At 70.7% G+C, this 18,893-nt stretch carries 18 protein-coding genes; 1 reads left to right on the top strand and 17 read right to left on the bottom strand.

The window, feature by feature from the left end; all coding sequences use genetic code 11:
• Positions 1-14: 14 nt before the first annotated feature.
• Together I847_RS0102405 and I847_RS0102410 are read right to left on the bottom strand one after the other, a co-directional pair.
• Positions 15-1,433: an aspartate aminotransferase family protein gene (locus I847_RS0102405; protein ID WP_028048408.1), complete on the bottom strand. Its 1,419-nt coding sequence runs from the start codon at positions 1,431-1,433 to the stop codon at positions 15-17.
• On the bottom strand, positions 1,430-2,815 hold the full coding sequence (locus I847_RS0102410) for an MFS transporter (RefSeq protein WP_028048409.1): 1,386 nt from the start codon (positions 2,813-2,815) through the stop codon (positions 1,430-1,432). Before I847_RS0102410 ends, I847_RS0102405 begins: the two co-directional genes overlap by 4 nt.
• A gap of 116 nt (positions 2,816-2,931) precedes the next feature.
• Between I847_RS0102410 and I847_RS21515 the strand changes: the two genes are divergently transcribed.
• Complete coding sequence (locus tag I847_RS21515) at positions 2,932-5,223, top strand: bifunctional diguanylate cyclase/phosphodiesterase (protein ID WP_034608738.1); 2,292 nt, start codon at positions 2,932-2,934, stop codon at positions 5,221-5,223.
• A 46-nt stretch (positions 5,224-5,269) separates the two neighbouring features.
• Here the strand turns inward: I847_RS21515 and nusB are convergent, their stop codons facing one another.
• The 15 genes from nusB to I847_RS27595 all read right to left on the bottom strand — a co-directional run bounded on the left by nusB (position 5,270) and on the right by I847_RS27595 (position 18,874).
• A complete protein-coding gene (gene nusB, locus I847_RS0102420; RefSeq protein ID WP_028048410.1) occupies positions 5,270-5,686 on the bottom strand; it encodes a transcription antitermination factor NusB in 417 nt (138 codons plus the stop codon).
• A 1-nt stretch (position 5,687) separates the two neighbouring features.
• Entirely contained in the window at positions 5,688-6,251 is a 564-nt protein-coding gene (gene efp, locus I847_RS0102425; protein ID WP_028048411.1) for an elongation factor P, read from the bottom strand.
• A gap of 195 nt (positions 6,252-6,446) precedes the next feature.
• Entirely contained in the window at positions 6,447-7,355 is a 909-nt protein-coding gene (locus tag I847_RS25300; protein ID WP_155855961.1) for a DUF559 domain-containing protein, read from the bottom strand.
• A 137-nt stretch (positions 7,356-7,492) separates the two neighbouring features.
• On the bottom strand, positions 7,493-7,933 hold the full coding sequence (locus tag I847_RS0102435; protein WP_028048412.1) for a type II 3-dehydroquinate dehydratase: 441 nt from the start codon (positions 7,931-7,933) through the stop codon (positions 7,493-7,495).
• A gap of 47 nt (positions 7,934-7,980) precedes the next feature.
• Positions 7,981-9,105: a 3-dehydroquinate synthase gene (aroB, locus tag I847_RS0102440; RefSeq protein WP_028048413.1), complete on the bottom strand. Its 1,125-nt coding sequence runs from the start codon at positions 9,103-9,105 to the stop codon at positions 7,981-7,983.
• Positions 9,102-9,596 carry a shikimate kinase gene (locus I847_RS0102445; protein WP_081680455.1) on the bottom strand — a complete coding sequence of 165 codons (495 nt, stop codon included), beginning with the start codon at positions 9,594-9,596 and terminating at the stop codon, positions 9,102-9,104. Before I847_RS0102445 ends, aroB begins: the two co-directional genes overlap by 4 nt.
• Positions 9,597-9,661: 65 nt before the next feature.
• The gene (gene aroC, locus I847_RS0102450) at positions 9,662-10,852 is read right to left on the bottom strand and encodes a chorismate synthase (RefSeq protein ID WP_028048415.1); all 1,191 of its coding nucleotides are present in this window, start codon (positions 10,850-10,852) and stop codon (positions 9,662-9,664) included.
• Between the two features lie 85 nt (positions 10,853-10,937).
• Entirely contained in the window at positions 10,938-11,699 is a 762-nt protein-coding gene (locus tag I847_RS0102455; protein WP_028048416.1) for a hypothetical protein, read from the bottom strand.
• 2 nt (positions 11,700-11,701) lie between these two features.
• Positions 11,702-12,400 (bottom strand): hypothetical protein, encoded by a 699-nt coding sequence (locus I847_RS0102460; protein ID WP_028048417.1) that lies wholly within the window; start codon positions 12,398-12,400, stop codon positions 11,702-11,704.
• A complete protein-coding gene (pilM, locus tag I847_RS0102465; protein WP_028048418.1) occupies positions 12,397-13,461 on the bottom strand; it encodes a type IV pilus assembly protein PilM in 1,065 nt (354 codons plus the stop codon). Before pilM ends, I847_RS0102460 begins: the two co-directional genes overlap by 4 nt.
• Before the next feature lie 100 nt (positions 13,462-13,561).
• Positions 13,562-14,362 (bottom strand): A24 family peptidase, encoded by an 801-nt coding sequence (locus I847_RS0102470; RefSeq protein WP_028048419.1) that lies wholly within the window; start codon positions 14,360-14,362, stop codon positions 13,562-13,564.
• 62 nt (positions 14,363-14,424) lie between these two features.
• Positions 14,425-16,446 carry a pilus assembly PilX N-terminal domain-containing protein gene (locus tag I847_RS0102475; RefSeq protein ID WP_028048420.1) on the bottom strand — a complete coding sequence of 674 codons (2,022 nt, stop codon included), beginning with the start codon at positions 16,444-16,446 and terminating at the stop codon, positions 14,425-14,427.
• The gene (locus I847_RS0102480; RefSeq protein WP_028048421.1) at positions 16,443-17,240 is read right to left on the bottom strand and encodes a PilW family protein; all 798 of its coding nucleotides are present in this window, start codon (positions 17,238-17,240) and stop codon (positions 16,443-16,445) included. The genes I847_RS0102475 and I847_RS0102480 overlap by 4 nt, the downstream gene beginning before the upstream one ends.
• Complete coding sequence (locus I847_RS0102485; RefSeq protein WP_196804452.1) at positions 17,237-18,298, bottom strand: prepilin-type N-terminal cleavage/methylation domain-containing protein; 1,062 nt, start codon at positions 18,296-18,298, stop codon at positions 17,237-17,239. Before I847_RS0102485 ends, I847_RS0102480 begins: the two co-directional genes overlap by 4 nt.
• Positions 18,299-18,430: 132 nt before the next feature.
• Complete coding sequence (locus I847_RS27595) at positions 18,431-18,874, bottom strand: type II secretion system protein (protein ID WP_081680352.1); 444 nt, start codon at positions 18,872-18,874, stop codon at positions 18,431-18,433.
• Between the last annotated feature and the right edge of the window lie 19 nt (positions 18,875-18,893).

The following is an 18,893-nucleotide window of genomic DNA, read 5'->3' on the forward strand; positions in this document are numbered from 1 at the left end:
GTCGAGCGCTCACCCTACCGTCCGGACAGCCCCTCCCGGGCCGGGTCGACTGTGGCGGCGAGCACCTCGACGAGCAGCGGCTGCACCAGCTCGGCGGGCAACGCCTCCAGGGTCGCCATCACGACGGCGAGGTCGTCGGGCAGTCCCTCGCTGAGCACCGTTGCCGCGAGCGACGGGTCCGGGGCCGCCGGCGGCAGTCCTCGGACTTCGTCCGCAGCGGCGGCCAGGGTCGCGACGAGGTCGGCGACGACCGTCCCCGTCACGGGGGTCACGGTGAGGTGGGCCGTGCGGGGCAGCACGGAGCCGTCGGGCTGGACCATCGCGGGCTGTGCCTGCAGGAGGAACCCGCGGCGGCGGACCTCGTCGATGAGCAGGAACGGGTCCACCCGGTCGGCGGCGGCGACGGACTCGTCGGTGGCGACCGCGACCAGCGGGCCGGTCGGGTCGCCGACGACGCGCAACCCGACGACCCCCGACACGGCCGTGACCAGCGCATCGGTGGCGGCGCGCGTCGACCCCACGAGCTCCGCCAGGCCGCTGGTGCCCAGCACCTGCAGGACCGCCCACGCGGCCGCCATCGACCCGACGCCCCTCGAGCCGAGCATGGTCGGGTTCACCACCGGGTAGCCCGGCCACGCGGTCGTCGCGAAGTACTGCGCGCGGTGCCTCTCGCGCGAGCGGTAGAGCACGACGGAGGCGCCCTTGGGGGCGAAGCCGAACTTGTGCAGGTCCGCCGAGATGGACGTCACGCCAGGGACGGCCAGGTCCCACGGCCGCTCGATCCCGCCCCACCACGGGAGGACCCACCCACCGATGCAGGCGTCGACGTGCACCGGTACCCCCGCGCTCGCGGCCACCTCGGCGACGGGGTCGATCACCCCGAACGGATAGCTCGGCGCGCTGACGACGACCAGCGCGGTCCGCTCGTCCACCCGCGCGAGCACGTCCGTGGCCGTCGGCGCGCCGGTGCGCGGGTCGACCGGCACCGCGAGGACGTCGAGGTCGAGGTAGTGAGCGGCCTTGTGGAACGCCGGGTGGGCCGTCGTCGGCAGGACGAGGGTCGGTCGCGCCGTGGGCCCGTTGGTCGTGCGCCACAGGTCACGGGCCGACTTCACCGCGAGCATGCACGACTCCGTGCCGCCCGACGTCACGGAACCGACCGTGTCCTCGTCGCCGTGCAGCACGTCCCGCGCGAACGCCACCAGGCGGCTCTCGAGCTCGGCCACGGACGTGAACGTGGTGGGGTCCAGACCGTTGACGGGCAGGAACATGCGCACGGCCTGCGACGCGACCTCGTCGAGGTCGGGGCGCCCGGGGTCGTAGACGTACGACAGGATCCGACCGCCGTGCGTGGGCGGGTCTGCCGCGCGCCAGGAGGCCAGGTCGGCGAGGACGTCGGGGGCCGGTCGCCCGGTGCTGCGGTCGATGCTCACGGGTGGACCTCCTGCGGGGCGGGGTGGTCGACGAGGTCTGCCGACAACGGGTAGCGGGACAGCGGCACCAGGCTGAGCAGCGCGAGCACCGCCGGGAGGAGGGAGAACGCGAGCGCGATGCCGGTGAGCGCCGAGCCGGGTTGCGTGACCGCCTCGTCGGCGGTCTTCGAGACGAAGCCGGTCAGGGCCAGCATGCCCAGCACCAGGGTGGGGCCGAGAGCGAGTCCGGCAGTCTCCCCGGCGGTCCAGACGCCGCCGAGAACGCCGGCGCGGTCCTCACCTCGGTCCCGCGCGTCGACCGCGACGACGTCGGGCAGCATCGCGAGCGGGTAGAGCTGCATCCCGGCGTAGGCGACACCGGCCAGCGCGACCGAGGCGTAGACCCAGCCACCAGGTGCCCACCGCATCGGGACCAGCGAGAGCGCAGCGACGGCGAACACGATCGACGCACCCACGTAGGAGCGCTTCTTGCCGAACCGGCGCGCCACCCGCGTCCCGACGGGCATGACGAGCAGTGCGGGCGCGACCAGCGCGACGAACAGGTAGGTCACCGCGTTCTCGTCGCCGAGCGTGTACGTCGCCACGTACTGTGCGCCCGCGAGCATCGCCCCGGTCGCGAGCGCCTGCAGCAGGAACGCGCCCAGCAGACGTCGGAACGCCGGGATCTCCCGGAGCGCGGCCGCCCCCAGGCGCAGGGCCTGCCCGCGGGCGTGGGCGCGCACCGGCACGGGACGGTCGGAGGCGACCTGCGCCCGCCTGGGTGCGCCCGACCAGGCCGCCAGCATGCCGAGCCCGATCGTGATCCCGCCGACCAGACCCATCACCGCATAGCCCCCGCGACCGCCACCCGCAGCGTCACGCACCAGCGGGCCACCCGCGCCGAACGCGAGGATCGCGAGCGCCAGCACCGCGATGCGCGGCGCGAGCAGACGCGTCCGGGACGCGTAGTCGGGGGCGATCTCGGCCGGGAGCGCGATGTAGGGCACCTGGAAGATCGAGAACGCGGTGGCGGCGGCCACGAAGGCGAGCACGACCCAGACCGCGGCGGACGTTCCCTCGAACGCGCGAGGGGTCGCGAACACTGCCGCGAAGAGCAGCGGGAGCGTCACGGCGCCCGTGAGCAGGAAGGCACGCCGGCTGCCGTGCCGTGCGGCCGACGCGTCCGAGCGCGCGCCGATGAACGGGTCGATGACCACGTCCCAGAGCTTCGGGACGGTCACCACGAGCCCGGCCAGGCCGGCGGCGACGCCCAGGGTGTCGGTCAGGTAGTACGCCAGCACGAGGCCCGGCAGAGTGCCGAAGCCACCGGTCGCCACCGATCCGAGCGCGTAGGAGGTGATGGTGCGCCGCGGCAGCATCGCCGGGCCGGGAGCCGTCGTCACGGGGCAATGATCGCAGCCCTCGAATGTGTCGTAGCACACATGAACCAGTGAAAGAACTGTGCCCGTCACCCGGATGCCACGTCATCTGGGGGCATCAGGGTGACGATGTCCACTTCGTGCTGGCATCCGTACCGACGTGGGTCACGGTCCTGCAGCTGCTCGCTGCCGGAGTCGTGGGTGGCTTCTGCGTGCTGCAGTGGGTGTGGTGGCGCGGCGAGGTGCGGCCCGCCAGCGCGGCGTGGTCCTTCGCCTGGTCGCTCGACATGTCGCTGGTCCTCGCGGCCGGTGGGCTCTACACGCTGACCGTCCCCGGGTCCTTCCAGGACGCCCTCGCGTACGTCCACGCCCAGCTCATCGCCGCGTTCATCCTCATTGCCATCCCCGGGACCCGGGCGATCGCGGGAGGACCGCCCGCTCGCGCCTGGGCCTGCGCTGCCGGTGGGCTGTTCGCGGTACGCGCCATCGTGTGGTGGGTCCCGGCGGAGCACTTCCCGGCCGGGATCGACCCGCAGGTGGTCAGCGAGGCACTGCTGCTGGTGCCCACCGTCGTCGTTGTCACGTACGTCGTGCTCGCCGTGGGCCGCACCCACCTCACGAGGTTCGGGTCGCTGCTCGTCCTCGCCGGCGCGGAGTCGCTCGCGATCTTCACAGCCGGTGTCCTGACCCCGGACCGGGGTCTCGGTGGCATCTTCACGGCGCTGTGGGCCATCCCGCTCGCTCTCGCGCTCGAGGCCGTCGCACTCAGCCGGATCCGCGACGCGCAGGACAGCGCGGCGCTGCAGCACCTGATGCGCGACGCCGTCGCCCGACTCTCCAACGCCGCCTGGTTCGTCAAGGACGCCGACACCCTGCTGGTGAGCGCACGGGACGAGGCCCGCACGATCCTGGCCGATCCCAGCCTCGAAGGTTCCCTGCGGCCCATCGCGCGCGACCGGTTCGTCACCGAGCTCTTCAGTGCGGAGAAGCTGGACCACACCGCCCAGGCACGCGCGTTCATGATCGACCTCTCGCAGATCGTCTCCGCCGCTGCCGAGCGCTACCAGCTCGCCGAACGGCTGCACGCGACCGCCTTCGCCGACTCCCTGACCCGGCTGCCCAACCGTCGCTCGGTCGAGCGTCACCTGGTCGACGTGCTGGACCAGGCCAACGTCGAGCGCACACGCGTCTCCCTGATCTACTGCGACCTGGACGGGTTCAAGCGCGTCAACGACGCCCTCGGCCACGCGAGCGGGGACGCGCTCCTCGTCCGCGTCGCCGACTACCTGCGGACCGCCCTCGACGACCGTGACGCCTACATCGGCAGGTTCGGGGGTGACGAGTTCGTCGTCGTCCTGTCCCGTGCGCCGTCGGACGTCGACCTCGTCGCCCTCGCCCGTTCGCTGCGGGAGGGGTTCCTCGACCGCACCGTCGGGAGCCGCCCGGCGCGGCTCACAGTCGGGGTCGCGACCTGGCTGCCCGGGGACATCGTCGACCCCGACGCCCTGATCCGGCACGCCGACACGGCCATGCTCGAGGCCAAGCGGACCCACTCCGGCTTCCGCGTGTTCGACCGCGTCCTGCGCCGCCGGGTCGAGGCCGAGCGCCAGCAGCGCTCGGCGCTCGAGACCGCCGTCGCCGGCGGGCACTTCACCGCCTACTTCCAGCCGATCGTCGATGCCCAGACCCTCGAGATCGTGCAGGTGGAGGCGCTCGCCCGCTGGGACCACCACGGTCACCTCATCCTGCCCGCGGACTGGCTCGACCTCGCCGAGGAGACTGGTCTGATCGTCCCCATCGGCCTGTCCGTGCTGAGCCAGGCCCGGCAGGCGCTCGAACGCTTCCAGATGCCGGTGGCCGTGAACATCGCCGCTCGACAGCTCGCCGAGCCCGACGCGCTCGCGCAGATCGAGACCGCCTGGGGTGACGCGTTCTGGGAGCACCTGACGCTCGAGATCACCGAGAGCGCCCTCGTGCACACCACGTCGGCCGTGCCGGTGCTGTCCGAGCTCCGCGCCCGCGGCGCCCAGATCGCCGTCGACGACTTCGGCACCGGCTACAGCTCGCTGGCGCGCATCGCCCGGCTGCCGGTCGACCAGCTGAAGATCGACCGGTCGTTCGTCCGCGACATGTCGACCGAGCGCGGTCAGGGCGTGGTCCGCGCCATCGTCGCCCTCGCGCAGACGCACGGGCTGGACGTCGTCGCGGAGGGCGTCGAGACGCCGGACCAGCTCACGGCCCTCATCGCCATGGGTGTCACCCGGGTCCAGGGCAACTTCCTGGGTCGTGCCGCTCCCGGGCTCCCGGTCCGCGGTCCGCGGCCGGTCACGGGCACCCTCCCGGTGGTCTCGCAGACCCGGGTCCTGCACGCCGTGCCGACGCAGGGTGCGTCGCGCGAGGGCTCCCTCGCCGCCGCGCAGCGCACCGTCTGACGAACGCGCCGCACCACGGGGTTCGTCGTCGTCCGTGCCGGCTCGCTCAGGCGAGCAGCGTCGGCTTCAGGTCGACGATCCGGCCCAGGAGCCCGTTGACGAAGTTCGGCGACTCGTCCGTGGACAGCGACCGGGCCAGCTCGACGGCCTCGTCGACCGCGACCGCGTCCGGGACGTCGTCGTTGAACAGGATCTCCCACGTGCCGATCCGCAGCAGCGCCCGGTCGACCGCCGGCATCCGGTCGATGGTCCAGCCGTGCGCGTGCGTGGCCAGCAGCTCGTCGATCCGCCCCTGCTCGGCGATGACACCCTCGACGAGGTCGACCGAGTACTGCGGCAGCGAGGCCTCGGTGCCGGGCTCTGCGATGCGCCGCGCCAGCAGGCTCACGGGATCGACGCCGCGCTGGTCGGCCTCGAAGAGGACGTCGAGCGCGCGCTTGCGGGCCTTGGTTCGAGCTCCCACCTCAGTCGTTCACACGGCCGAGGTAGCTGCCGTCACGGGTGTCCACCTTGACCTTCGTGTTCGCCTCGAGGAACAGCGGCACCTGGATCTCGTAGCCGGTTTCGAGCGTGGCGGGCTTGGTGCCGGCAGAGGACCGGTCACCCTGCAGGCCCGGCTCGGTGTACGTGACCTCGAGGACCACGGACGGCGGGAGCTCGACGTACAGGGGGGCACCCTCGTTCGTCGCGACCATCGCGCTCTGGCTCTCCAGCAGGAAGTTCGCGACGTCACCGACGGTGGCCTCGGGGATGTGCACCTGGTCGTACGTGTCGGTGTCCATGAAGACGAAGTCCGTGCCGTCCTTGTACAGGTACTGCATGTCGCGCTTGTCGACGTTGGCCGTCTCGATCTTCAGGCCGGCGTTGAACGTGCGGTCGACGACCTTGCCGGACAGGACGTTCTTGAGCTTGGTGCGGACGAAGGCGCCACCCTTGCCGGGCTTGACGTGCTGGAACTCGATGACGGTCCACAGCTGGCCGTCGATCTTCAGCACGGTGCCGTTCTTCAGGTCGTTGGTGGTCGCCACGATCGTCGCTTCCTGTCGAGTGAGAGTCGCGCCCTTCGCGGGTCACGCTGAGCAGGCGGCCGTTCCTCCAGGCCGCAGACCGCCGACCATCCTATCGTGCGGCCGCGCGAGGCCCCGACGTCCGCCTCCGGCCCGCCCTCCCCCGCGATTCAGAGGATCCACCGAAGATTTGTCGGTCGATCCTCTGAATCGTGGTCAGCCGAGGCGCTGGCCGAGCCGGGTGAGGTTCGCTCTGATCTGGTGCACGACCTCGGTAGGCCGTCTGGTGAGGTCGTCCCACGTGTAGCGGAGCACGGTGCACCCCGCCGCGACGAGCTGGTTCTGGCGCGTCCGGTCCGCCTGGAACCGATCGGCGCCGTGGAACGCTCGTCCGTCGACCTCGATGACGAGCCTCGCGTCGGGGAACCAGACGTCCGCCGACGCAGCGACGCCCACCTCCGCGAACAGCGACGCGCCAGCCGTCCAGCCGACGATCCCTGCCCCACGCAGCAGATCGTGCAGGAGCTGCTCCGCAGGGCTGGCCGCCCGAGACGCGAGCTGTTCGACGGCAGTCCGTCGTCGGACGTTCCCCCAGGCTCGCGGATGCTTCCCTACCCACTCCGCGACGAGGTCGGCATCGACGCTGCGTCGACTGATCGCCCAGGCCACGAGCGTCGACGCCTCGAGCGGGTCGAGGCGGCCCACGCAGTCGAGAATGGTGCGCTCACGGCTCGTCACTCGCCCGGCACCTGCGCGCACGACGTCATCGCCGAGCAGAGGGTAGGCGTGCACCCGCAGGATCCCGCGGTGCTGCCTCGGCGACGGGACGTTCACGTGGATGAGACCGTCGTCGGACACGGGAAGGCGGTGGAACCTGGCCGCCGTTCCCAGGCAGACGACCGCGTCCGGCCAGCACAGAGCCGCAGCCTGGACGTGCTGCACCGGGCCGACGGACACCCCTGACCGGATCAGCGCGCGGCCCACGATCCGGGTCCAGGTCCCGTTGCGCAGTCGCTGGTCGACCTGGTGCCGCGTGAGCCCCGCTGCCTTCGCCTGGTCGACGGAGAAGACGCCGGCCTGAGCCGACGCAGCGGACGGCACCCAGTCCCGATCGCGGCGAGTCACGACGAGAGCGTGCCCTGAGCCGGAGCCGGTGGATGACCGCCAGCCCCTCCGGCGCTGGGCCGAGGGCTGTGGACGTCTCACCGATTCAGACGATCCGCCGGATATTCGTCGGCGGACGCTCTGAATCCTGGGAGGGGTCAGGGGCGTGCGGCGACGACCTCGAGCGCGAGCCGGTAGCCGAGCGCGCCGAAGCCGGCGACAGTGCCCGACGCGACCGGACCGATCACGGAGACGTGGCGGAACGTCTCCCGGGCGTACGGGTTGGACAGGTGGACCTCGACCAGCACCAGGCCGGCGGTCGTCACCTGAGCCGCGGAGTCGCGCAGGGCGTACGAGTAGTGCGTGAACGCCGCCGGGTTGAGGACGACGTGCGCCCGGGCGTCCACGGCCTCGTGGAGCCAGCCCACGAGCGTCGACTCGTCGTCGGTCTGCCGGACCTCCACCTCGAGATCCAGCTCCTTCGCCCAGATCTCCACGGCCGCCGCCAGGTCCGCATGGGACTCGGAGCCGTAGACCTCGGGCTCGCGGACGCCGAGCCGGCCGAGGTTGGGGCCGTTGAGAACCAGGACGCGTGCCATGCGGCGAGCCTAGGCGACGCCGCGCCGGACGCCGGACGCCACGCGCGTCACAGCGAGACGACCCGCGACGGAGCCGCCGCGCCCTCGCTCACCTCGGCGTACGCCGCCGCGAGCAGCGCGGGGTCGGGACCCTCCAGGCGGACCGGGCGGCCGATGTCCTCGAGGACCACGAACCGCAGGAGGTCCCCGCGTGTCTTCTTGTCCCGACGCATCGCCGACAGGAGCTGCTCCCACCGGTCACCCCGGTACGACACGGGCAGCCCCAGGGACGCCAGGATCGAGCGGTGCCTGTCGACGACGTCGTCGGAGAGCCGTCCGGCCAGCCGCGCGAGCTCCGCGACGAACACCATCCCCACCGACACCGCCGCGCCGTGACGCCACTGGAACCGCTCGACGTGCTCGACCGCGTGCCCGAAGGTGTGGCCGTAGTTCAGGATCTCCCGCAGCCCCGCCTCCTTCAGGTCCTCACCGACGACGTCGGCCTTGACCTGCACCGCGCGCTCGACGAGCTCCAGCAGGACCGGCGACGACGACGCCGCGACCGGGTCGGTCAGGAGCTCGACGTTCTTCTCCACGAGCTCCAGGATGCGCGGGTCCGCGATGAAGCCGCACTTGACGACCTCGGCCAGGCCCGCGACGAAGTCGTGCTTGGGCATCGACGCCAGGGCGGCGAGGTCGCACAGGACGCCTGCGGGCGGATGGAACGCACCCACCAGGTTCTTGCCCTCGGCCGTGTTGATGCCGGTCTTGCCGCCGACGGCGGCGTCGACCATGGCCAGGAGCGTCGTCGGAACCTGGACCACCTGGATCCCGCGCAGCCACGTGGCCGCGACGAACCCGGCGAGGTCCGTCGTCGCTCCCCCACCGACCCCGACGACGGCGTCCGTGCGCGTGAAGTCGGCCTGGCCGAGCACCTGCCACAGGAACGCTGCGACCTGGGCGGTCTTGGCCTCCTCGGCGTCGGGTACCTCGGCGATCAACGCCTCGTAGCCGTGCGCCAGCAGGTCCTCGCGGATCGCATCGGCCGTCGCGGCGAGAGCGGAGGGATGCACGACGAGCACGCGGCGCACGTCACGTCCCAGGAGGCCGGGCAGGGCGCCGAGCAGGTGGCGGCCGAGAACCACGTCGTACGGCCGCTCCCCCGAGACGTGGATGGTCCGAGCGTCGGTCACAGCGGGTTCTCCTCGATCTCCTGCCGCCGCAGCGCGGCCAGCTCCAGCTCGATCAGCTCGGCGACGTCCGCCGGCTTGAGGCCGTCGGTCAGCACCCGCAGCGTGGCGACGCCCTCGTAGACGGGACGACGCGCCTCCATCAGGGCGCTCCACTGCGCCCGAGGGTTGCCCAGCAGCAGCGGTCGCGACGTGTTGAAGCCCACCCGCGGCGCCGCGTGCGCGAGCGTCACGTCGAGGAACACCACCACACCGCCCTCGTTCCGGTACGCCCCGAGGAGCTCCTGGGTCCGCGGGTCGAGCACCGCTCCCCCGCCGAGCGCCAGCACCCCGTCGTGCTCGGCGAGCGCCGAGGCCACGGCCGCGGCCTCGAGAGCGCGGAACTCGGGCTCGCCGTCCTCGATGAAGATGTCGGCGATCCGCTTGCCGGACACCGCCTCGACGTCGGCGTCGGTGTCCCGCACCGAGAGCTGCCAGCGCTCGCCGAGCGCCATCCCGACGGTGGACTTCCCCGAACCTGGAGGGCCGACGAGGACGACGCGCGGACCGGGCACCGAGCTCACGCCAGGAGGTCCGGGATGGCCGCGACATAGGCCTCGAGGTTGCGACGCACCTCGGTCACCGAGTCCCCGCCGACCTTCTCGAGCAGCGCGTCGGCGAGCACGAGCGCCACCATCGCCTCCGCGACGACCGCCGCGGGCGGGACCGCGCAGACGTCCGAGCGCTGGTGCTGCGCCTTGGCCACCTCACCGGTGGAGACGTCCACCGTGGCCAACGCACGCGGGACGGTCGAGATCGGCTTCATCGCCGCACGCACGCGCAGCACCTCGCCGTTGGTCATCCCGCCCTCGATGCCACCGGCGCGGTTGGTGGTACGCACGATCCGGCCCGACCCGTCGCGCTCGATCTCGTCGTGCGCCTGCGAGCCTCGACGCGCGGCCGTGCGGAAGCCGTCACCGACCTCGACGCCCTTGATCGCCTGGATGCCCATCAGCGCCGCTGCGAGCCGTCCGTCGAGCTTGCGGTCGGCGTGCACGTACGACCCCAGCCCCGACGGCAGACCGTAGGCGAGCACCTCGACCACACCGCCGAGGGTGTCGCCGTCCTTGTGGCACTCGTCGATCTCGGCGACCATCGCCGTACTGGTGGCGCCGTCGAAGCAACGCACGGGATCTGCGTCGAGCGCAGCGGTGTCGTCCGGGTTCGGTAGCGCGGCGTCGTCGGGCACGGAGACGCCTCCGATGCTCACGACGTGCGAGACGAGCCGCACGCCCGCCGCCTGCTCGAGGAACCGGGCCGCGACCGTCCCGAGGGCCACCCGGGTGGCCGTCTCCCGTGCGCTCGCTCGTTCGAGGACCGGCCGGGCGTCGTCGAAGGCGTACTTCCGCATGCCGACGAGGTCGGCGTGCCCGGGGCGCGGCCGGGTGAGCGGTGCGTTGCGCGCGCGGTTGAGCACGTCGGGGTCGCCGACCGGGTCGGCGGACATCACCTCGACCCACTTGGGCCACTCGGTGTTGCCGATCTCGATCGCGACCGGGCCGCCCTGCGTGAGTCCGTGGCGCACGCCGGCGAGGAGTCGCACCTCGTCCTGCTCGAACTTCATGCGGGCACCGCGCCCGTAGCCCAGGCGCCGGCGGGCCAACGCGTCCTGCACGTGGAGAGTCTCGACGGAGACACCCGCAGGCATGCCTTCAAGGATGCCGACGAGAGCTGGGCCGTGGGACTCGCCGGAGGTCAGCCAACGCAACATGAGGCGCATCCTCCCATGCCACGCACAGCACGAAGGGCTGGGTCCGCCTGGTGGCGGGCCCAGCCCTTGGTGGTGCGTGCGTGCGCTACCCGACCGGGATCATCGGGTTCTTGCCGGGCACGGCGCCGGGCAGCGGTGCCGGCTTTGCCGTCGGGTCCGGCGTGGGCGTACCCACCCCGTCCGGCAGGACGTACGCCTGACCCACGATGACCAGCTCCTGGTCGCCGTCGTGCGTCGCCGGATAACCCGCCCCGCCGGCGCCCTCCTTCTTGGCGGTCGCCGTGACGCTGGAGACCAGCAGCAGACGCGGCGAGTTCTGCACGTCGAACAGGAACGCGTTCGTGTTGTCGAAGGACCCCACCACGCCGACCGAGAACGGGATCGAGATCAGCGGTGAGGTCACAGGTCCTGGTGCCGCAGGGGTCGCGGCGTCGGCGGCAGGCGCGTCCTTGGACGTGCCGTCCGTCGGTGTGGGCGTCGGCGCCGGCGCCGGCGGGGGCGCGAGCAGCGTCGGCAAACCGGGCGTGATGGCCGTGATCGTCACCGAGTGCGCGACCGCGATCGCATCGAGTGCCAGCAGATACTCCGCGAGCTGTTCGGTCGTGGGCACCTTCTGGTGGATCGCCGCCAGCTGCGCCTTGTACTCGTCGAGCTTGGCGAAGTCGGCCGCGAGCTTGCGCACCGCGACCTCCTGGATCTGGTTCGCGGAGACGGTCTGCGTCGTCTGGTCGCGGAGCTCGGATGTCTTCGACATCGTCGGAGAGATGGCGAAGACGTACGCGCCCGCGGCGATGACCACACCGACGAACGCCGTCCCGCCGATCCACGTGCTCTTCTTGGCAGCCATGATCAGCCCTCGCTCTTCGGCACGTCGAAGCGGTGTGTGTACGCAGCGTCGGTCACGTTGACCGCGAGCGTGACCGAGTAGTAGTCCCCGCGCTCGTCACCGCTGATCGCAATGGACGAGACGGTCGCGTCGATGAGACCGGGCACCGTGTTGAGGGCTGTGATCCAGGCGGCGCTGTTGGGCACCGTCAGGGTGCGGGCCTCGAAGGTGATCCGCCCTACGGCCATGCCCTGCAGGGGAGCGGTCGAGGCCACAGCCGGTGTTGTCGGGGTCGCCACCGTGATCGCGTAGGTCTCGAAGCTGATGTCGGCCGGGAGCACGGCCGTGACCGCGTCCAGGTAGGAGCGCCACTGGACGTCCGTCGACATGCCGAAGGCCACGGCGTTGTTGGCGGCCGTGAGGGCTCCCTTGACCTTCGGCACCTCGGCGTACTTCGCCGCCTCGGTCTCGAGCCGCGCCGTCTCCGACTGGGCGTCTGCCAGGTCGTTGGTCGCCGAGGCGTTCGCGATGAGAGCCACGCCGAACGCCCCGAAGCACAGGACGACGACGAGGACGAGGCTCATCACGAGCCAGCGCTTCGTCGCGCGCATGCCTCGGGCAGCACGGACCTCGGGTGGGAGCAGGTTGACCTGCGGAAGCGTCCCGCTCAGTGCCGTGCCGGCACTGGACCGGCCCTTCGGTCGTTCCAGAAGCGTGGTCATGCGGCAACTCCGTAGGCCAGCCCGACGGGGAGGGCGATGAACGACTCGTGCCCGACCAGCGCCTCGCGCTGGACGGTCTTGGCGGAGCGGAGGCCCGCGAGCGGGTCACCCAAGGTGACCGGCAGCCGGCTCGCGCTCGAGAGGTACTGCCCGAGGCCGGGGAGGTGCGACCCGCCGCCGGTGAGGACGCAGACGTCGATGCCGGCGCCCGGGTTGTTGCTCGAGTAGTAGACGAAGGTGTTGCGCACGGACTCCACGAGAGCGCGCACCACGGTGCTCACGGCCTCGGCGGCGTCGGCACGTTCGGGCGCAACCGCGTAGCCGATGCCGACCTCACGCTTGACCGCCTCCGCGTCGATCGCGGCGATGCCGAGCGCACTGGCGACCGCCGCCGTGACGTTCTGGCCGCCGGTGGGCAGCGACCGTACGAGGCGGGGCGATCCCTGGGCCGAGATGACCACGGTGGTGATGGTCGCGCCGATGTCGACGAACGCGGCCGTCGAGTGGGCGAGCTCCCCCCGGGCGAGCGCACGGTGCAGGGCGAAGGCGTTGAGGTCGACCATGCGGGGCCGCAGGCCCGCGCCCTCGACCGCGAGGACGTTCGCCGTGACAGTGTCCCGCTGCGCGGCCACGAGCATGCCGTTCACGGTGCGCCCCTGCGGTCCGTCGAACTCGCGGGTCGGGAAGTAGTCGAGGAGGGCGTCCTCCGACGACATCGGCAGGAGCTCGCTCACCTGGAACGGGAGCGATGCCCGCAGCTGTGCGAGCGGCATCCAGGGCAGGTCGAGCTCACGCACGATCACCCGCTGGTTGCCGACGCCGATGACGACGTCCTTCGACTCGAACTTGGTCTGGGCCCAGAGCTGCCGCAGCGCGCTCGAGACAGTTTCCGGCTGCACGACCTCGCCGTCGCGGACGGCTCCGAGGGGCAGAGCGACCTGGCCGAAACGAACGAGTGTCGGAGGCGTCTTGCCCGTCGGGCCGCCGCTCCCGAACTCGAGCTCCGCAGCCCGGACGCACGACGAGCCGATGTCCAGCCCGATGACGCGTGTGGTACCCACGAGAGTCCTTCCCACGGACGATTGAGTTCATTCGTCCTATCGGGTGGCTCGGCGTCCGACTTGAGGTCTGTTCCACATTCGCTGGTGCGAATTGTCGACGTCAGAGCACTCCGACGTACCACTCCCAGAGGGGCTGACCGACGACGATGCCGACGGCGGCGCCCAGAAGCATCCACGGCCCGAACGGGATACCGGACTTGCGGCCGGCGCGGCCGAAGACGAGCAGACCGATCGCGAAGAGTCCCCCGAGCAGGAACGCGGAGAACCACCCGATGACCAGTGCACCCCAGCCGAACCAGCCGAGGTAGAGGCCGAGGACACCGGCGAGCTTCACGTCCCCGAAGCCCATGCCACCGGGGTACACCAGCACCGTCACGAAATAGACCAGGAAGAGCGCGACCGCGCCGATGACCGCGCGGAGCAACGCCTCCCAGTGAGGCTCTCCCCACGGGTTCCAGCTGGCGAGCGTGATCAGGGCGAGCGCGACGGGGTATGCCGGCAGCACGATCGCGTCGGGCAGCCGCTTGGTGTCGAGGTCGATGAGTGCCAGCGCGACCGAGATCGCCGCGAGGTAGAGCAAGGCCGGCAGGATCCACGTCGGGCCGGCGAACCAGGCGGTGAGCGCGAACAGCACGCTCGTGCCCGCCTCGACGAGCGGGTACCGCGCCGAGATCGGGGCACCGCAGTCCCGGCACCTCGCCCGCAGGAGCAGCCAGGACACGACCGGGACGTTGTCCCGTCGCCGGATCGCGTGCCCGCACGCCGGGCACGCGCTCGGCGGGTGGGAGATCGACTCGCCCCGAGGAACACGCCAGACGACGACGTTGAGGAACGAGCCGATCGCCAGCCCCACCACGCCGCACAGCAGCATGAGCATGAGTGTCGTGCCGGTGTCTGTCATCTACCCCTGCCTCGCGGTCGACTCCCGCGGGGCCGACGAAGTGCCTCCACGGCCATGCCGCATCACTGCTTGATGGCCACCGGCGTGTCGATCTCGCCGCTCGAGCGCAGCGTGTAGACGGAGTTCGCCCACTTCGGGAAGAACGGCACCGGCAGGCTCACCAGACGGACGTCGTACCGGTAGTCCTTGAGGTAGCCATGGTACTTCGTCGCCGTCGCGCAGCCCGAGTCCGGGACACCGACGATGCCACGCCAGCGCTGCGCGATCGAGCCGTTGACCAGCAACGTGCCCTTGAAGCAGCCCGAGTCGTAGCTCTGGACCATCAGGGAGTGCTGCAGCGTCTGGATCGCCGCGGCGACCTGGACGCCCTGCGCCGGGGTGTACACGCCCGCACCGGGCTCCTTGTACCGCGTCAGGGCCACCGCGTCGGTGTCCGTTCCCGACTTGGTCGTCGACTTCCACTCCCACAGGGTCGAGCTGTACACGGTGCAGACGCCGGCGCTGTAGGTGGTGCACTTCTTCTGCGACTCCACGGTGCCCACGGTCGAGTGGAGCACCTCGACGGAGTTCGTCGCCACGAGCCCGAGCACGTCGGTGCCGGCCAGGGTTCCGCCGGCCATCACGATGTCGCCCGTCACCATGATCGACTGCGCGGCTGCCAGCGTCAGCGCACCCTTGAGCACACCCTCGACGTAGATGTTCCCGAGGTTGCACCGCTTGCTCGGCGAGAGCATGACCTTGTCGGCCAGCATGGTGCTCGTCGATCCCGACGGTGCCGTGCCGGTGTAGTTCCCGGACGGCAGGGTCGAGCCACCGGGGCCGCGGAGCTCACCGGCGTAGCACGGACGCGACGTCGCACCCGAGTCGGCGGCGTAGACGACCATCCCGTCGGGCACGGGGATCGACGCACCGGACGAGCTCTCGAGGGCGGCGAGGGTCCCGCACGACGGCATGACACCAGCGAGGCTCGGCGTCGGGACCGGCGCCACGCCGTTGTTGACCGACGTGCGGTTCCACACGGTCATCATGCCCGGCGCCGTGGCCGAGGCCGGAGCGTCGAAGCGGATCCGCACGGCGCCGAAGTACTTGCAGCCCGGCTTCGACGAGAGACCGGCCGACGTGTCGGTCAGGTAGAGCGGGGCGTGGTACAGCGGCTTCTTCCCGCTGAAGTCCGCATCGCTGACCACGGAGTCGGCAGGCGCCTGGCGTAGGCAGGTGGCCACCCAGGTCGACACGACGCCCGTCGCGTTCTTGCAGTTCTCGTCGGCCGTCCAGACCTGCTTCTTGAAGGTCGGCTTGGCCTTGGATGCGTCGTTGTGCGTCGCCCAGATGGTGTCGTTGCTGAACACCTCGCCGTCGAGGACGTCGCCGCTGGCGAACCGGATCTCCTGGCAGTCCGTGTCCGTGTCCCGGATGCCCCCGTGGAGCGGCATGTAGTGCCAGTAGTACGCGACGCCGGCACCCGACTTCCCGCACTCGTCCGTCGGCGCCCCGCCCAACGGGTTGGTCGCGGTCGGGGCGTACTTGGCCAGGAGCGTGTTGCCGGGGTCCGCGTCCTCGAAGTCGGTGTAGTACACGTAGTCGAGCGAGGTGCCGACCTTGATCGTGCCCTCGACCGTGCGGTACCTGCCGTTGGCACGTCCCGTCACCGACACCCCGTACGTGTCCGAGCCGACGGTGTACGTGATCTTGTAGTGGTACCAGCCCCGCTTGGTGCTCGTCGATCCCGGCTCCACCGGAGCCCAGCCGGGAAGCGTCGTCATGGTGTAGCCGCAGATGTTGCTGGTGGGCGACATCGGGCCCTGCCACGCCTTGTTGAGGCAGTCGACCTTGGTCCCGTACGAGTCGTCCCGGTTGAGCCGTGAGATGAAGTCGTCGATACCGGTCTGCGCGGCCGACATCGAGGTCGAGTAGTCCTGGTCGTACCGGGCGAACTTGGTCGAGCGCATGGTGACGGAGATCGACGCCAACGCGAGCATCGACAGCACCAGCATCGACCCGATCACAAGGATCAGGACGGAACCGGAGTCGTCCGTGCGCCGAATGCGACGCAGCACGCCGCGACGAGCTGGAGGAGTCCTCATGGCGTTGTCTCCGTACCGGGTCTGAGCACGGCCTGCGAGTTGGGCAGCAGGACGCGTTGGATGTACGTGGTCGGCTTCGGGTGAGTCGGGCTCGCGACCTGGACCGTGGCCGACACCTCCACGGACAGGAGGTTGTCGATCTCCGGACCCGTGAGCGGGGTCCCGACACCCAGCTGCTTCGAGTCACCGGTGGGGAGCGCCTCGTTGCTGTAGTAGCGGAACAGCGTGTGGTCGACGTCCGTGACGACGCCCGTGGTCAGTCGGCGGGTCTTGAGCCGGAGCTTGCACGCGGTCGAAGCGGCCGAGTCCTCGGCGTTGCAGTACGCGTACCCCGTGTCCGAGCTCGGCAGCGGCGAGTCGGGCACCTGGATCTTCTCGATGAGCACGCCGGCGTCGGGACCGGTGGTCGCCACGGTGTAGGTCACGCGGCTCGGACCGGTCGCGTTGTTCGCGTTGTTCAGGTTCGAGTAGAACGACATCGTCGTGGGCGTCGCCGAGATGAAGGCGTCCGTGGCGGCGCAGATCGACAGGTCGGCACACGTGATCAGCTGGCTCGGTCGCACCGCCGAGCGGATGAGCTTGGTGACCCGCTCGCTCGCCGTCCTCCCGGCATCCACCTGGTCCTGCCGGGCCGTGATCTGTCCGGTGGATCGCGTGAAACCGATGGTCATCGTGGCGATCGCTGCCAGCAGGATGCCCGTGATCATCATCGTGACCAGCATCTCCGCGAGGGTGGTGCCCGCCTCGCGGTCCAGGTCTCGGCGCGCCGCAGCGCGCAGTCTGCGCAGCGTCATGGCTTGACCACGTTGAACACGGTCGTGGAGCCGGCCGTCACGGTCTGGGGTACGAAGCTGGTGGGACTCGTTCCCCAGTAGGCGCCGTACTGCGCAGGCCAACGGTTCGTCACGTCCATGAGCGCTCCCGTGATGGTCAGTGCGGTCGTGCTCGAGCCGCCGACGGAGACCGACGACTCGATCGAGACGGTCTGCCCGACGACCGCCGCGTCCGGAACCGGGTTGCCCGCCGCGTCGACGAACCGCAGCCGCAAGGTTGCACCCGCGTCGTAGGCGAACGAGACGCTGTTGTTCAGCTGCCCTCGAGCGACGAGGCCGACGGCCTTCGTCGGTGCCGGGTTGCCCGTGAGGTCGACGTAGCCCGCGTTGGACACCTTCGCCGCGTACGTCGTGCCCGCGCCGACTGCCGGCGCCACCTGGGCGACCGCGCAGCCCGACGTGTCGGTGACGACGTTCTTGGTCTCTGAGGGCGAGGTCACCGTCACGTTGACGTCCGGCTGCGGAAGGCCCGCCGCGGTCACGACCTTGACCGCCACGTACCCGTTGTTGCCACCGATGCTGTCGTCCTTGCGCGGCGCCAGTGCCGCGCTGGTCCGCACCGGCTTGGCCGGCTTCATGTTCGGCCACGTGACCGAGACGATGACCTTCAGCGTCGGATAGCTGACCAGGCCGCCGCCGTCGCACGGGGTCGAGGCGCCGCCGGTGATGTTCCACGCGACGGTACGGGTGACGGTGTACTTCTGCCCGTCGACGAGCAGTGGCTGCCCCGCGGTCTGGCCGGGCAGGGGATGAGGGTTGACCTGCGTGCCGGCGTCCGCGACGAGCTGCGGCTGGAGGCTGTCCCGCGTGAACTGCTCGCGGACCATGTCGATCTCGCGGGCGGCGAGGTTCGCCGCGGCGACGCGGTTCCTGTTGCTCACGCCCTGCGCCTGAGAGTTCATGATGACGCCGATGATCGCGATCGACATCATGCCGAGGATCACCATCGCCACGACGAGCTCGATCAGCGAGAAGCCGCCATCGGCCTTCGTCGCACGACGGGCCAGCGATCTCGACACGTGGATCCTCCGTGGTTCTCGGGAGCTGGGCGGCAGTGCGGCGAGAGTGCAGTCGCCGCAGGGTGGGTGGGACCTGCGAAGGGGGCGACCCCCGGCGGACGATGTCCGCCGAGGGTCACCCCACTACAGCGATCAGGAGCAGTTGTTGCTCTTGCTCAGGCCGTTCGGGCCGTAGCTCCAGACGGAGGCACCGGCGATCGACGGCGACGGGTCGACCGAGACGCAGAAGGAGGTGCCGCTCGTGATGGCGAGGAAGGTCGCCGCGGTGTTCTTGCCGGACAGCTTGCCGCTGGCCTCGACCACCGGCGTGCCGCCGGGAGAGGTGAGGGTCCAGGCCGGAGCCGTGCCGCCCAGCGTCAGGGTCGCCGTGCCGTCGACGTAGTACGTGAGGATCTCCTTGCCGATGATCGTCACGTCGGACTTGGCGGCGGTCTCAGCAGCCTTCTTGCGCTGGTTCAGGAAGACCGGGACGGCGATCGCGGCGAGGATGCCGATGATGATCATGACGACGAGGAGCTCGATAAGGGTGAAGCCCTTGTCCTTCTCCTCGATGGACTTGCGGATGCGAGCAATCATGGTGAGCTCCCCTAGAGGT

The sequence above is a fragment of the Cellulomonas sp. URHD0024 genome (assembly GCF_000426185.1).
In the GTDB taxonomy this organism is placed as follows: Bacteria; Actinomycetota; Actinomycetes; order Actinomycetales; family Cellulomonadaceae; genus Cellulomonas.